A 15,752-nucleotide genomic window follows, 5' to 3' on the forward strand; every position below is an offset into this window, starting at 1 on the left:
AGGAGTAAATATAATATGGATGAATTGATCGTTTTTAATCCTTTATATCAAGATGATGAAATTGAATCATGTTTTAACATGTATAACGAGCTAATTAATGGTAATCTTAAAAACAGTAATAAATTTGTATCACTGTTAATAAAATTAGCTGAAAAATATAATTTATATGATAATTTATTTAATAGCTTACTAACTTATCTATTAATTAATAATGAAAATTCATTTACACTTGCTTTAGAAAGAAAAAAACCAATTTCTAGCAACTTAAAAGCAGTAGTAATGAATGATTTTAAAATTATATTTAACATGTTTAATACAAATTTTGAGATGTTAGAACCATTACAAAGAAATCTAATCAATAGTTTTACACCTTCTAAACCAGTAATTAATCAAGAATTATTTGAAGTCTCAACAACTTTACAAGAAAATCTTACAAAATGTAATAATGTAGATGACTTCTATACTATATTAGAAAAATTCTTTTTAACATACGGCGTTGGAAAATTTGGATTAAATAAAGCATTTCGCTATGAAAATAAAAAAATTGTGCCTATAATACATATTGGAAACGGTCGTTTAAACCAATTGATTGGCTATGAAACTCAAAAACAAACCCTAAGAAACAATACAGAAGCTTTCTTAGCGGGTAAAAAAGCTAACAATGTTTTACTATACGGTGATAGTGGAACTGGAAAATCTAGCAGTATTAAAGCTTTATTAAATGAATATTATAAAGATGGATTACGAATGATAGAGGTATATAAACATCAATTTAAAGATTTACCTAAAATCATTCAACAATTACAATCTCGTAATTATAAATTTATTTTATTCATGGATGATTTGTCATTTGAAGAATTTGAAATTGAATACAAATATCTAAAGGCTGTTATCGAAGGTGGCTTAGAGAAAAAACCAGATAATATTTTAATCTATGCAACTAGTAACCGTCGTCATATTGTTAAACAAACATGGAGTGAACGTGAAGACAAAGATGAGGTTAATATTAACGATGCTAAACAAGAAAAAACTTCATTAAGTTCTAGATTTGGTATTAAAATATTATTCATGCATCCTGATCGCATTAATTATTTAAACATTGTCGATGGACTAGCTAAGCAATATGGTTTAAAAATGGATCGTGACGAATTACATCAAAAAGCATTAACATGGGAAATTCGTCATGGCGGTTTTTCAGGAAGAACAGCTAAACAGTTTATTCATGCAATGCTTGGAAAATAGAGTCGAGGTATTATGAAAAAATTATTAATAAGTGATTATGATAAAATCAAAAAATATTTAGATGATGCTAACTATGAAGGCTATAACTCTAATTTTGTAACAATGATGATGTGGGATCATGAATATGAAATCTATTATGAAATTCATGATCATTACTTAATTATGTTGCATACATATTTAAACGAACACTTTTTCTCAATGCCTTTTTGTAAAGAAGAATATTATCAAGAAGCTATTGAGTATATGATGGAGTATGCAAATAATCATCATTTTGCTTTTAGAATAGATCTAGCAGTAGATAAATTTGTCAATAAAATTAAAGAAATTTACCAAGATAAATTCTTATATTTACATAATGAAGATAACGATGATTATGTTTACGAAAAAAAATCTTTAGAAACATTATCAGGTAAAAAAATGCAAAAAAGACGAAATCATTTTAATGCTTTTATAAAAGAACATCCTGATTACGTTTATAAAGAAATTGAAGATGAAGATATTGATAATGTTTTAAACTGTCTTAAAAAATGGGATACTGATCATAGCAATGAAAACAGTGTCGTATCTGAATTTATTGGTATCGTATATCTTTTAGTACATCGTAAAGAATTAAATATCAAAACAGGTTGTATTTATCTTAATGGTCAATTAGAAGCTTTTATAATTGGATCACCATTAAAACATAAAACAGTACAAATTCATGTTGAAAAAGCAAATAAAGATATTCGCGGTTTATATGTTGCAATCGGCAAATTTTTCTTAGAGCAAAACTATGCCGATTATGAACTTGTAAACAGAGAAGAAGATATGGGTCTAGATTCTTTAAGACGAGCTAAAAAAATGCTTCATCCAATTAAAATGATTCATAAATATACAATCGTTACAAACAATCAATCAATTGTTAAAGCAAACAATAGCGATATTCCACAAATAATTGATTTATGGAAAAAAAGTTTTAAAGATGAAAATGAGCAATCAACTAAATTTTATTTTGATAAATGTTATCAAAATGAAAATACTTATTTATTGAAAAATAACCATCATCTTGTTTCAATGGTACAGATTGTCCCTTATACAATAATACTAGATAATAAGGAATGTTTGGCATACTTTATTTTAGGTGTGGCTACTGATAAGAATTACCAAAAACAAGGTTTAATGAAAAAATTAATGAATTATGTTTTAAACTTACCACAATATCAAGGACAAAAAATTCTATTACAAGCTTATCAACCAGAAATATATTATAATTTTGGATTTAAAGAAGATTATTTTCATAAGATAACAAAAGTTGATAAAGAGTTCTATCAAAATAATAGTGATTTAAATATTATAACTGATTATGATTGTACTAAGTCATTATCTTTATATCAAAAATTTACCAAAAAATATAACGGTTATCGAAAACGTGATTTAGATTATTACAAAAATTATTTAATTGCTCGCTGTTTAGCGTATGATGAATCATTGAAAATATTTTATGATAAAACTAATGCCATCGGCTACATGATCTATAGCGAAGATGAAAATCAAATTAAGGTTTCTGAATTGATTTATGAAAATGACACTGCATTGAATAAAATGATTGCAGCAATTATTAATGATGATAAAGAATTAATAATTGAATCAGATATGCTTACAAATATTAATGGTGAAAGCCAGGTTATTTGTACAATGTTGACAAACTTCTTAAAAAATAGTTGTCAAGATAATAATTTTTATATCAACGAGTGTCTCTGAGATAATTTTTTATTGACTAACCAACTTCTACATTATAAAATAAAAAAGATTTAAAGGAGGTTAGTTAATGGACTATCAAGATCGTCAATTACATGAAGAATGTGGTGTTTTTGCTGTATGTGGTTACGAAAATGCCGCAGCAATGTGTTATTATGGTTTACATAGCTTGCAACACCGTGGTCAAGAAGCCGCTGGTATTATTGTAAAAAATAAAGAAGCATTATCAATTCAAAAAGGTGAAGGCTTAGTTACTGAAGTATTTGATCAAGAAAAGATTTCTAAGATGATTGGAGATTATGCAATTGGTCATGTTCGCTACTCAACAGCTGGTGGTGGAGGAATTGCTAATGTACAACCTTTATTATTTAGAACATTAAATGGCTCATTAGGAATTGCTCATAATGGTAATATTGTAAATGCTAATATATTAAAAAGTGAATTAGAAAAAAAAGGAAGTATCTTTTCTAGTACTTCTGATACAGAAATTTTAGGTCATCTTATTATGCGTGAAAAAGGGCATATGATTGATCGAATCTGTAATTCATTAAATAAATTAGATGGCGCTTTTGCATTTTTAATATTAATAGAAAATGCTTTATATGTCGCTCGTGATAAATATGGTTTACGACCAATTTCTATTGGACAACTTCCTAACGGTGCTTATGTATTTTCATCAGAAACTTGTGCATTTGAAGTAGTAGGGGCTAAATTTTTAAGAGATTTAGAACCAGGGGAAATTGTTCGTGTAAAAAATGGTGAAATTAAATCAAAATTATATACAACTGATGTTGTAGATAAAATATGTGCAATGGAGTATATATACTTCTCACGCCCTGATAGTAATCTAGATGGTATAAATGTCCATACAACTAGAAAACTTGCAGGAAAACAATTATTTATTGAATCTCCAGTTGAGGCTGATTTAGTAATTGGGGTTCCAGATTCATCAATTTCTGCAGCTATTGGTTATTCTGAAGCTTCAGGAATACCATACGAAATGGGATTAATAAAAAATAAATATGTTGGAAGAACATTTATTCAACCGACTCAAGAAATGAGAGAACAAGGTGTACGAATGAAACTTTCCGCTGTTTCATCAATTGTAAAAGACAAACGTGTAATCATGATAGATGATTCAATCGTTAGGGGAACAACATCTAAACGAATTGTAAGACTACTAAAAGAAGCAGGGGCCAAAGAAGTTCATGTACGAATCGCTTCACCAGCAATTAAATATCCATGTTTTTATGGAGTTGATATGTCAACAATGGATGAATTAATTTCCAATCGCTTATCAGTTGATGAATTGTGCGAATATATTGAAGCTGATTCACTAGCATTTATTAGTGAAGAAGGGATTGATAAATCAATTCATTTCAACAAAGAAAAACATAAATGTGGTTTATGTCTAGCATGTTTCAATGGCGATTATGTAACTGATATTTATGATGCTTTTGAACATGATAAAGAGAAAAAAGGAAAAATCTAAAATTAATTTACATAATAATAATGGTGCTTAAACAAGCACCATTATTATTAAATTCTACAGGTGGAGTACCAATAATATCTTTATATCGACCAACAGGATTATTTGATCAATATCAAATTAAATTCCATGCTCATACATCAATTGTAGAGATTTTTAAAGACAAAGTATTAACAGTTGATAATATGAGTAAAAAAATATTTACAGAAGCTGATACAATAATTTCTGCTATCGGAAGAATTTCTGTAAAAAATAAGGAATTCGAGTAGTCTCAGTTGGTGATGCTGTTAAACCACGAAAAGTAGATCAAGCAATACATGAAGCATTCTATGCAGGATTAAATATTTAATTTATAAAGAACAGGGGTAACGTAAATCGCTCCTGTTCTTATTATAATTATATATATATAACTTCGCATAATGTATATTATGAAATTTTTATGTATGGAATAATGTGAATAAAATGTGCACAATGTGAATAAAAAAGGAAATCTGTTAGATTTCCTAAATTGTATTAATAAATACAGCCGTATTTAAAACAAAGAAAAATATTCCTACGATAATTAAATATATGTATATCTTAAATTTTTCATTTTTTCGATAATTATTAAATAAAGCTAATATTCCACAAACAATCAATGCAATCGCAATAATATAAAATAGAACTGTACCAATAAAAGTTCTTGTCAATATTCCTATTGCAAATAAGAAAGTTCCAATCCCATATGCTAATATTGACATTACAATTAATCTTTTAGTCTTATCTTCCATGTATACTCCTTAAATTATATTCTTTAAAATTGATTTTCCAATTTTAGGTAGTTCAACATTAAAGTTTTCTGCAATAGTTGCTCCGATTACTGAAAATGATTCCATTGGTGCTAAACAACGTGGCTGCAATAATTCTTTAGAATAAATGATCAAAGGAACTTGTTCACGCGTATGATCAGTACCTTTATATGTTGGATCATTACCATGATCAGCAGTTATCATTAATAAATCATCAGCTTGTAAATATTTCATCAATTCACCTAACTGTTCATCAAATTCGACAATTGCCTGACCATATCCTTGATAATCACGACGATGACCGTATTTAGCATCAAAGTCAACAAGATTAACAAAGCATAATCCGTTAAAGTTAGTTTTAGCTAATTCAATAGTTTTTTCCATACCATCTTTATTGCTAATAGTCTTAACACTTCTTGTTATTCCCTGATTAACAAAAATATCAGGAATTTTACCTACACCGATTACATCAAAATTATTCTCTTTTAAAGTGTCTAATACAGTTTTATCAAATGGGGCTAAGGCTAGATCATGGCGATTAGCAGTTCTTTCAAACTCCCCTGCTTTTTTACCAATAAATGGACGGGCAATAATTCTACCTACTTTCCATCGTTCATCCATTGCTAGTTCACGAGCAATTTGACAAGCTTCATATAATTCTTCTAGCGGTATTACTTCTTCATTAGCTGCTATCTGGAAGACTGAATCAGCTGATGTATATACAATCCAATCGCCTGTTTTAATCTGGTGTTCACCATATTCTTGAATAATCTCAGTTCCACTAGCCGCTTTATTACCAACACATTTTCGTCCTGTTTTTTCTTCAAATAAACGAATAAATTCATCAGGAAAACCAGTATCAGTAAAAGTGATAAAAGGTTTTTCTGTCTTTAATCCCATCATTTCCCAATGACCAGTCATAGTATCTTTACCATTAGAAATCTCACTTAAAGAAAGCGTATATCCTAATTGTAAGCTTAATTGATGAATACCTTTAAAGTCACCTAAATTACCTAATCCTAGTCCTTCTAAATTCACTACATCTAAACCATTACATTTTTCACAGATATGCTTTAATGTATTAGCACCATAATCATCATATAATGCACTATCACAAGCATTTCCAATCCCTAAAGAATCACAAACTATTAAAAAAATTCGATTATATTTCATCTTACCCTCCATATGTAAACTATTTATCATTATCAATTATCTTTTTCATTCTTGGATGAAACTGCTGGTATTCTTGTCTAATTTTCTGATTAGAAATATGCGTATAAATAGTAGTTGTTGAAATATCACTGTGTCCAAGCAACTCTTGAATCGAACGAAGATCAGCGCCATTTTCTAATAAATGAGTAGCAAAAGTATGTCGAAAAGTATGGGGAGAAATGTTTTTATTTACCGTTGTTGTATTAATAATTGTCTTAAGTATATGATAAAACTCTTGGCGACTTAATGGATTACCATGTTGATTGAAAAATAACAATGAATCATTTTTTAAATTTAATTCATCACGATATTCATTGATATACTGCGTTAATAATTTACCAACATATTTACTTATTGGAACTAGTCGCTCTTTATCACCTTTACCAATTACTTTTACAAACCCCATTTTAATATTTAAATCAGACATTCTTAAATTTAATAATTCTGAAACACGCATTCCTGTTGCATATAGTAATTCAACTAAGCAGCGATTTCTAGAACTTATTGCATCAACCACTTCAATACTATTTAAAAGTTCAGCCATTTCTGACTTAGATAATACCGTTGGTAATTTTTTATCTTTTTTTGGCAGCGTAAAACTACTCATCAAATTATTAGGAACAATTTTTTCTCTCACTAAAAAAAGATAAAACATCCGTAAAGATACAATTTTTCTAGAAACAGAATTAGTACTTTGAATTTTGCCTAGTTCTTTTAAATATAGGCGTATATGTTCTTTATCAATTTTTTCTACCTGATCTATTTCAAATTTTTCATTTATATATTTAAAAAACTTTTTAAGATCTCTATCATACGCACTCACCGTATTTTTGCTTAATCCTTTTTCAACTATTAAGTATTGCTTATATTCTTCTAATACCTCTTTTGCTTCCATTTATCAACACATCCTGCCTACTTGGATATTATAACACGTTTAAAAATAATATTGCCAATGATTTGGTAACTAAAGTACATAAACTTTAAATGCCATTGACAGACTTACAATGATTAAAATAATAATAATATAATCTAATATATAATTAATTATTTTACGACTATTAAAAACTTCAGTTGTTAAAAATGATATTGTAAAGCAATTTAATGACAATCTAATGGCAATTATTGAAATTACATATAATAAGGCTAGTTCTAAAATAAGTTGTGGAAAAAAGCTAAAAAAAAGCATTGAAGCACTAAATTTGTTTAAAGTAAAATAATAAATAGTAGCAATTGCAATCTGCATTCCCTTTGAAAAAATTACAAAACTATTTAAAATAACTCCTAAAAAACTTGTTGATATTATTAATGATAAAAGTATGTATAAACTAGTTATTGTTAAATAAAGATTGTAATTATTTGTTGCTGTATTATCTTTATAAAAAAATATATATTTATTTAATTGGACTATTGTTTCATTACCATAAAAATAAAATACAATTCCAAATAATAATCCACAAATAAATAAAATTGCTGCAAACGTATTAATTACTAATTTTTCATTTTTAAATATTTTGTTTAAAATACCCATAAGTGTTCCTCCGTTTATATAACTTATGAGCATTTTAAAAATTTTATTCTTTTATTTTAAATATTTCTTTTGGGGTTGTTTTTCTTTTTTAGACAAAGCAGAAGCTTTAGTAACTAATGGATGATCAAAATTTTCATTAATTTTATCGATTAACTTATCTAAATTTTCATTTTTTATATTTGGTTGTTGTTCAACTTCAAAAATACTGATCTGCTCTTTTAAATTTTTCTTATTAATAGTGTTATTTAAACTGACCCCCAATAATCGAACTGGTCTACCGTTATAATTACTATCAAATAGCATTTTAGCAGTTGATAAAATTGTTTCATAATCATTGATATATTTAAAAACAGTTGTTTGTCTAGTAACACTTTCAAAGCGAGTATATTTAATTGTTATCGAAATCGAATTAGATACCAGATTTCTTTTTAAAGCTCTCGTGGATACTTGTTTTGCTAAATTACTTAAAACTTCTTTTAAATATACTTCATCGTTAGTATCAGCTGGTAAAGTTGTTGAATTCCCCACTGATTTTAACTCATTATGTCCATAATCAACCGGATTAGTATCGATACCATTAGCTTTTCGATAAACTAGTAAAGCATTTTTACCAATAACCTTTTTTAAATTATCATAATTTTTATAATCAGCTAAATCACCAATAGTATTAATACCAACCGCTCTTAACTTAGGCTGTGTTTTTTTACCTATACCAAACATATCTTTAATATCTAATGGCCACATTACTTCTTTTAAATTATTTCTAGTAAGAACAGTAATTCCCATTGGCTTTTTCATATCGCTTGCCATCTTAGCTAAAAACTTATTAGGAGAAATACCAATAGAGCACTGCAAATTTAATTGTTCATACACTTTAGTCTGGATATCTTTAGCTAAAACAACTGGATGAATTTTTTTCTCTTGAATAATTGCTGTAACATCAAGATAACACTCATCAATACTAGCCACCTCTAATATTTCACTGTATGATGCTATTATTGTAAAAAATTCATTTGATAAACGATGATATAACTCAAAATCAGCGGGTAAGATAATTAAGTCTTTACATAATTGTTTAGCTTGAAAAAGAGGCATTGCTGAATGAATCCCGTATTTTCTAGCTTCATATGAAGCAGTTGTAATAATACTTCTTTTAGATTTTCCTGAAATTACGATTGGTTTCCCTTTTAACGAAGGATTTCTAGAAATTTCAGCACTAGCATAAAAAGCATTTAAATCAATGTGAAATATTACTTGCATCATCATTTACCTCCATTATCTAAATATTAAGGTGCTCATTTAGAGCACCTGTTTATTCCTGACTATCCATTTCTAACATCCAATCAATATACAAACCATATCCGGTCATTGGATTATTTCCTGATACATGAGTTACACAACCAACTATCTTATTATTTTGAATAATTGGTGAGCCACTCATTCCTTGTACTATACCATTAGCTTTTTCAATAACCTCTTTATCAGTTACTGTAAATTCAATGCCCTTTTCTTTAACCGTATCTTGACTATTTAATTTTGTGATTTCAATTTCACATTTTACAATTTCATTACCTTCTAAAACTGTCAAGAAATAAGCTTTACCAAGTTTCGTTTCTTCAATAGTTGCAGTTTCCATCATTTCACGATTGGAAATATCATAATTATAAGTTCCATAGATACCAAATTGACTATGGCTGTTTATACTACCTATTTCAACATTGGAAATGTCTGCAATTTTATTTCCTGAAGATTGACTTGTTGCTTTTTTGATACTAGTTACATTACTTTCATAAATGCTTCCTTCTTGAAGCAAACTTTCACTATCTAGTTTAGAATCACTCATAGCATGGCCTAAAGCCCCATATGAATGTGTTTCTGGATTATAGAAGGTCAAAGTCCCTACTCCACTAATAGAATCTTTTACATATAGTCCAGTTGAAAACTGTTGATTATCATAAACAACTTTTAAATCCTGATGAATTACATTATCACCACGTTTAATAGTTAAATCATATGTTAAATCATCAGTTTTATTTTTGATCACATATGTTAAATCTTCAATACAAGTTACTTTTTGATCATCAATGGCTGTTATTAAATCACCAACTTGAAAATCATCACTAATTGGATTATAACTTTTGTTATCAATCTCTATTGCATATCCACCAGTAATAACAACACCTTGATAATCTAATTCAATTCCAATTGAATCGCCACCAGGAATTAGTGATATTGCATAAGCGGCAACTGGATTAATAATGGTCAAAGCCAGGATCAAAGAAAGGAATAGCTTTTTAAAAAGCATAAAAACCTCCTTGTAGCATTAGCTACATTTTAGTTTGGCTATTATGTAATTATTTATTCGCTATTTTCTTTCAATTTTCGAGCGTGTTCAATCGATTCATGAGATACTTCTTTACCAGATATTAATTTAGCAATTTCCATAATACTTTCATCATAATTTAATTTAGTTATTGATACGTTAGTATCATTATCATTAGCTACTTTTTTAATTAAATAATGATTTTTAGCAAAAGCAGCAACTTGTGCTAAATGAGTAATACATAAAACCTGATGATCTTTAGCTATTTTTTTCATTTTAGCACCAATACTTTCAGCAACTTTACCACTAACACCAGTATCAGCTTCATCAAAAATTATAGTTTCAATAGAACTGCTTTTTAAAGATAAAATCTTAATTGCAAGCATAATACGTGACATTTCCCCACCAGAAGCAACTTTATTTAATGGTTTTAATGTTTGACCAGCATTAGTTGAGATTAAAAACTCTACTTTATCTTGTCCATTAGCTTGCAAATCAATTTTTTTAAAATCAATCTTAAACACAACTTTATCTAAATATAATGATTTTAACTCATTAGTTACAGCATCCGTAAACTTTTGCGCTTCTTGTTTTCGAAGCTCAGTTATAGCATCAGCCAGCTCTTTTGCTTCTTGAAATGCAATTGATAATTGTTTTTTTAGATCATTTAAAAATCTTTCACGATTATTAAAGGTTGCAATTTTCATTTCAATTTCTTTTTTGGCTTCTTTGATAGTTGAAATTGATGGTCCATATTTTCTTTTCAAGCGATTTAATTTAAATAAAATTTCCTGTATTTCATTTAAACGATACTCATCAAAATTAGTGCTATTAAATTCACTTATTACTTCATCATCTAAATCCATTAAATTATAGTATAAATCATACATTTTTTCATAGATACTACTATAATTAGGATTATCACTAATCGCTTCTAATTCATTAACGGCATTATTTAAATTTGCTAAAACACCATATTCACCATTAATATATTGGCGATAATTATTAATTTTTTCTTTGATTTTTTCATATTCTTGTAATTGTTTCTTTTCATAGTCAAGACTATCTTCATCAATTGTATCTAGATCAAGACTATTTATCTCATCTAATTGGCTTTGATAATATTCTAATTGCTCATCGCTTAGTTCCTCATTCAAAGCTTTTTGATAATCCCGATTTATTTCTCGATAAGTACGATATGCTAAACTATATTGCTTATTTAAAGATTCAATTGAAGAACCAATAAAATGATTTAAAATATCTAAATGATTATTAGAATCAAATAAACTATGAGTTTCAAACTGTGAATGAATATCAATCAACTCACTCATAATTGATTGCAATACCATCTTTGATACATTTCTATAATTGATTTTAATAACTGTACGGTTATCACGATTAAATGACTTTGATACTACTAGTTTATCATCAAATTCAATTCTAAATTCTTTTAATTTAGCTAAAACTGGTGAATTTTTAGCAATAGTAAAAACACCTTCAATAAAACACTCATCTTTACCAGCTTTGATAAAACTAGTTTGGCTTCTATTGCCCATTAATTGACCAATAGCATCAATAATAATTGATTTTCCAGCTCCAGTTTCCCCAGTTAAAACTGTCATATGATTTAAAAAATCCACCTCTAAACGATCAATTATAGCAAAATTTTCAATATAGATACTTTCTAGCATATTTTCACCTACCTTTTAAAACAATCATGCGCATTATTTACTACTTCATCGATATTTATGTCACTATTAAAAATACCGTCTTTAACAAATAAACCTAAAAATTCAATATTTCCTTCACCACCAGTTATTGGTGAAAATGTTAACTGTTCTAATTCAAAATTATTGTTATGAGCAAACTCAATTACATTTTCAATAACCTGATGATGAATCTTAGCATCTTTTACAATTCCTTTTTTTCCAACTTCTTCTCTTCCTGCTTCAAATTGTGGCTTAATTAAAGCAACAACCTGATCACTTTTAGATAAAATGTCTTTAAGTGGTTCAAAAATATATTTTAAAGAAATAAAGGATACGTCAATACTTGCAAATGATGGTATACCATATTCAAACAATTCTTTTGTTGCATATCTAAAATTAGTTTGTTCTTTTACGACAACTCTAGGATCATTTCTTAATTTCCAAACTAATTGATTAGTTCCAACATCAATAGCATAAACTAATTTAGCACCATTTTGCAGCGCACAATCAGTAAAGCCACCCGTAGAACTACCAATATCAACCATGATTTTATCTTTTAAATCTAAATTAAATTCTTTTATGGCTTTTTCTAACTTTAAGCCACCACGAGAAACATAAGGCAAAACTTTACCTTTAACATATAATTTTGAATCAACTGGTATTTTAGTGCCTGGCTTATCTATAATATCATGTTCATCATGTACTATTCCGGCCATTATCGCTCTTTTAGCTTTTTCGCGTGAATCAAAAAAACCTTGTTCAACTAATAAAACATCAATTCGTTCTTTCTTCATTAATAATCTCCTTTATCCGTTGATAAAAACTATCCATATCTAAACCTTCATCTTTTAAGATTTCATCAATAGTACCTTGTGTAGAATAATGATCATCAACACCAAAACTATAGATATTTTTCAAAATTTTATTTTGTGAATAATAATAAGCTATATTACTTGCAAGCGAATTGATCTTTAAATCTGTTTCATATACAACTAATGGCTTGTCATCAACAATTTCTTGCAACATTTGTGTATCCATCGGTTTAATATATAAAGCATTTACTAACCTTATCTTTATTTCTTTATCCTTAAAATATTCATTAATACGTGTTACATTTTGGCCATAACTAATAACTGTAACATCATAGTCATTTGTTATGTCGATTTGCCATTTACCAATCGGTAAAATTTCATCCTCTTCAATTTCATTGTTTTCAATTTCACCACGAGGAATTCTTAAAATATAAGGGTGATCATTATTTTTTAAATATGTATTAATAAATCTTTTAGTATTAGCACTATCATTAGGAGCACAAATAATAACATTTGGTAATTGATTTAAAATTCCTAAATCAAATACTCCATGATGAGTTGGCCCATCAGCACCAACAAAACCACAGCGATCAACACAAATCAAACAACTTAAATCCATTCTAGCAAGATCATGATTTATTTGATCGTAGGCACGTTGTAAAAAAGAAGAATAAACGGAAATAAACGGCTTTTTCTTGGCTAATGATAAACCACAAGTAAAAGTTAATGCATGTTCTTCAGCAATTCCTACGTCAAAACAACGATCAGGATAATGTTTAAATAAGTTATCCATTGCTGAGCCATGAATCATTGCTGGAGTAATAGCGACAATATCCTGATCACTAGCCATTTTCATTTCAATATAATCAGCGACAACTTTAGACCAGCTAACTTTGCCATTCTTTCCAGGATTTTTTAAAGTACCATCAGCAATATTAAATGGAGCAATACCATGCCATTTTCCTGATTTATCATTTTCTGCAAATTTATAACCACGTCCTTTTTTAGTCACTACATGAACAACGACACTTGATTTACTATTTTTAGCCAAATTTAAAACTCTAATCAAATCATCAAAATTATGACCATTGACCGGCCCTAAATACTCAACACCAAAATCTTCAAAAATTGTATCATCAATTAAACCATGTTTAACAAAATCTTTGATTCTTTTAGAAACATTAAAAATCATTTGTCCAAATTTATTATGTGATGTTAAGTTACGATAATCTTCCTTTAAATTATTATAAGTCCCACTAATACGAACAGAAGAAAGAAATTCACCAAAACCACCGATACTTTTACCAATTGCCATTTGATTATCATTTAAGATAATAATCACTTTATTGTTAATTGAACCTAAATGATTTAATGCCTCTAATGACTCTCCACCGACCATTGCAGCATCACCAATAACGGGAATAACATGAAAATTTTGATGATTTAAATCACGAGCTACTGCCATTCCTATTGCTGCACTTAATGCGGTAGAAGAATGGCCGGCTTCAAAGCAATCATGCTCGCTTTCACAGCGTTTTTGAAATCCCGAAAGTCCACCATACTTACGCAATGTGGCAAATTGGTTAGCACGACCAGTTAAAATTTTATGAACATATGATTGATGTCCAACATCAAAAAATATTTTATCTTCTGGCGAATTAAAAACATAATGCAAAGCTATTGTTAATTCAACTACCCCCAAATTACTAGAAAGATGCCCTCCAGTTTGCGAAATACTATTGATTAAAAATTGGCGTATTTCTCCAGCTAGTTCATTTAATTGTCTAATATCCAACTCTTTTAAAAAAGAGGGATCTTTAATTTTATTTAGATCCATTATTTCACTCTTTTCTGTAATTTTTCAATAATTTCTAAAATTAAGCCATGATTAATCCTTAATTTATATATTAACTCCATTGCCTCTTTAAATAATTTATTTACTTCCTGACTAGATTGTTCTACTCCCATTAAAGTAACATAAGTAGATTTATGATTTTCTATGTCACTTCCTACTTCTTTTCCTAAAATTTCACTATTTCCAACTACATCAAGAACATCGTCCTGGATTTGGAAAGCTAAACCTATTTTATATCCAATCTCTTGCCAGATTTTTTGATCAGCTTCATTAGCTATACAAGCTCCCATCATTAATGCAGCACTAATTAAGTCACCTGTTTTATGATGGTGGATCATATTTAGTTCTTGCTGGTTTGCTTTTTGGTGTTCAAATTTTAAGTCTAATGATTGTCCAAAAATCATTCCATTGATACCAGCTGCTTGATATAAAATTTTTAGTAATGCAACTTTTTGATTACTTGTAACATTAGTATTTAAAATAATATTAACAGCTTCATTCAACAAACCATCTCCAGCTAAGATAGCTGTTGCTTCATCAAATTGTACATGACATGTAGGTTTTCCACGTCTTAATGTATCGTTATCCATACCTGGTAAATCATCATGAATCAATGAATATGTATGAATCATTTCAATAGCACAAGCAATATCTAGATATGGATGCCAATCTAATCCATAACTACGAATAACTTGAAGCATCATAGCAGGGCGAATTCTCTTTCCACCAGCTTGCAATGAATACATCATTGCATCTTTAACTCTAGAATCTTGATATGGATTTAAAATTGTTTCTAATCGAGTGTTGATTTGTTCAACTATACTATCCATTTTTATCCTCTATTTCTAAATCTTCTAGTTTATCATCAACTAAAATTTTAGCTACTTTATCTTCAATATTATTAAGTTTATCATTACAAATCTTTGATAATTTAATACCTTCTTGAAATAAATCAACACTTTTTTCTAAAGAAACCTGATTATTTTCTAAAGCTGCAACTATTTCTTCTAATCTTTTCATTGCTTCTTCAAAAGTAATATTTTCCAATTCTATCCCT

Annotated in this window: 15 protein-coding genes; 4 read left to right on the forward strand and 11 right to left on the reverse strand. The window is 28.3% G+C overall.

The features are described from left to right. Positions 1 to 15 precede the first annotated feature (15 nt). The 4 genes from ABGT36_RS06795 (at position 16) to ABGT36_RS06810 (ending at position 4,737) form a co-directional block, all read left to right on the forward strand. Entirely contained in the window at positions 16 to 1,242 is a 1,227-nt protein-coding gene (locus ABGT36_RS06795; RefSeq protein ID WP_087298525.1) for an ATP-binding protein, read from the forward strand. Between the two features lie 12 nt (positions 1,243 to 1,254). Next, positions 1,255 to 2,982, forward strand: coding sequence for a GNAT family N-acetyltransferase (locus ABGT36_RS06800; RefSeq protein ID WP_346677348.1), 1,728 nt, complete (start codon positions 1,255 to 1,257; stop codon positions 2,980 to 2,982). A 67-nt stretch (positions 2,983 to 3,049) separates the two neighbouring features. Continuing rightward, positions 3,050 to 4,471, forward strand: coding sequence for an amidophosphoribosyltransferase (gene purF / locus ABGT36_RS06805; RefSeq protein ID WP_308698311.1), 1,422 nt, complete (start codon positions 3,050 to 3,052; stop codon positions 4,469 to 4,471). Positions 4,472 to 4,491: 20 nt separating this feature from the next. Further along, positions 4,492 to 4,737 carry a hypothetical protein gene (locus ABGT36_RS06810; protein ID WP_300078149.1) on the forward strand — a complete coding sequence of 82 codons (246 nt, stop codon included), beginning with the start codon at positions 4,492 to 4,494 and terminating at the stop codon, positions 4,735 to 4,737. Between the two features lie 234 nt (positions 4,738 to 4,971). Here the strand turns inward: ABGT36_RS06810 and ABGT36_RS06815 are convergent, their stop codons facing one another. The 11 genes from ABGT36_RS06815 to xseB form a co-directional block, all read right to left on the reverse strand. After that, positions 4,972 to 5,238, reverse strand: coding sequence for a hypothetical protein (locus ABGT36_RS06815; RefSeq protein WP_296883197.1), 267 nt, complete (start codon positions 5,236 to 5,238; stop codon positions 4,972 to 4,974). A 9-nt stretch (positions 5,239 to 5,247) separates the two neighbouring features. Next, positions 5,248 to 6,429, reverse strand: coding sequence for a phosphopentomutase (locus tag ABGT36_RS06820; protein WP_087298513.1), 1,182 nt, complete (start codon positions 6,427 to 6,429; stop codon positions 5,248 to 5,250). Positions 6,430 to 6,448: 19 nt separating this feature from the next. Further along, positions 6,449 to 7,363 (reverse strand): site-specific tyrosine recombinase XerD, encoded by a 915-nt coding sequence (xerD, locus tag ABGT36_RS06825; protein WP_296883199.1) that lies wholly within the window; start codon positions 7,361 to 7,363, stop codon positions 6,449 to 6,451. Between the two features lie 69 nt (positions 7,364 to 7,432). Beyond that, a complete protein-coding gene (locus ABGT36_RS06830) occupies positions 7,433 to 7,996 on the reverse strand; it encodes a hypothetical protein (protein WP_087298511.1) in 564 nt (187 codons plus the stop codon). A 51-nt stretch (positions 7,997 to 8,047) separates the two neighbouring features. After that, positions 8,048 to 9,259: a DNA polymerase IV gene (locus ABGT36_RS06835; RefSeq protein WP_346677349.1), complete on the reverse strand. Its 1,212-nt coding sequence runs from the start codon at positions 9,257 to 9,259 to the stop codon at positions 8,048 to 8,050. 49 nt (positions 9,260 to 9,308) lie between these two features. Next, on the reverse strand, positions 9,309 to 10,301 hold the full coding sequence (locus ABGT36_RS06840; protein ID WP_346677351.1) for a SpoIVB peptidase S55 domain-containing protein: 993 nt from the start codon (positions 10,299 to 10,301) through the stop codon (positions 9,309 to 9,311). A 53-nt stretch (positions 10,302 to 10,354) separates the two neighbouring features. Further along, entirely contained in the window at positions 10,355 to 12,010 is a 1,656-nt protein-coding gene (gene recN, locus ABGT36_RS06845) for a DNA repair protein RecN (RefSeq protein WP_087370445.1), read from the reverse strand. A gap of 8 nt (positions 12,011 to 12,018) precedes the next feature. Continuing rightward, positions 12,019 to 12,822 (reverse strand): TlyA family RNA methyltransferase, encoded by an 804-nt coding sequence (locus ABGT36_RS06850; RefSeq protein WP_087298508.1) that lies wholly within the window; start codon positions 12,820 to 12,822, stop codon positions 12,019 to 12,021. After that, positions 12,803 to 14,677, reverse strand: a complete 1,875-nt coding sequence (dxs, locus tag ABGT36_RS06855; RefSeq protein ID WP_346677354.1) for a 1-deoxy-D-xylulose-5-phosphate synthase — start codon at positions 14,675 to 14,677, stop codon at positions 12,803 to 12,805. The genes ABGT36_RS06850 and dxs overlap by 20 nt, the downstream gene beginning before the upstream one ends. Then, positions 14,677 to 15,525 (reverse strand): polyprenyl synthetase family protein, encoded by an 849-nt coding sequence (locus ABGT36_RS06860; protein ID WP_087370451.1) that lies wholly within the window; start codon positions 15,523 to 15,525, stop codon positions 14,677 to 14,679. The genes dxs and ABGT36_RS06860 overlap by 1 nt, the downstream gene beginning before the upstream one ends. After that, entirely contained in the window at positions 15,518 to 15,742 is a 225-nt protein-coding gene (gene xseB / locus ABGT36_RS06865; protein ID WP_087298505.1) for an exodeoxyribonuclease VII small subunit, read from the reverse strand. The genes ABGT36_RS06860 and xseB overlap by 8 nt, the downstream gene beginning before the upstream one ends. Positions 15,743 to 15,752: the final 10 nt, after the last annotated feature.

Origin of the sequence: Erysipelatoclostridium sp. An173 (genome assembly GCF_963931465.1) — a bacterium.
GTDB lineage: Bacteria > Bacillota_I > Bacilli_A > Erysipelotrichales > Coprobacillaceae > Thomasclavelia > Thomasclavelia merdavium.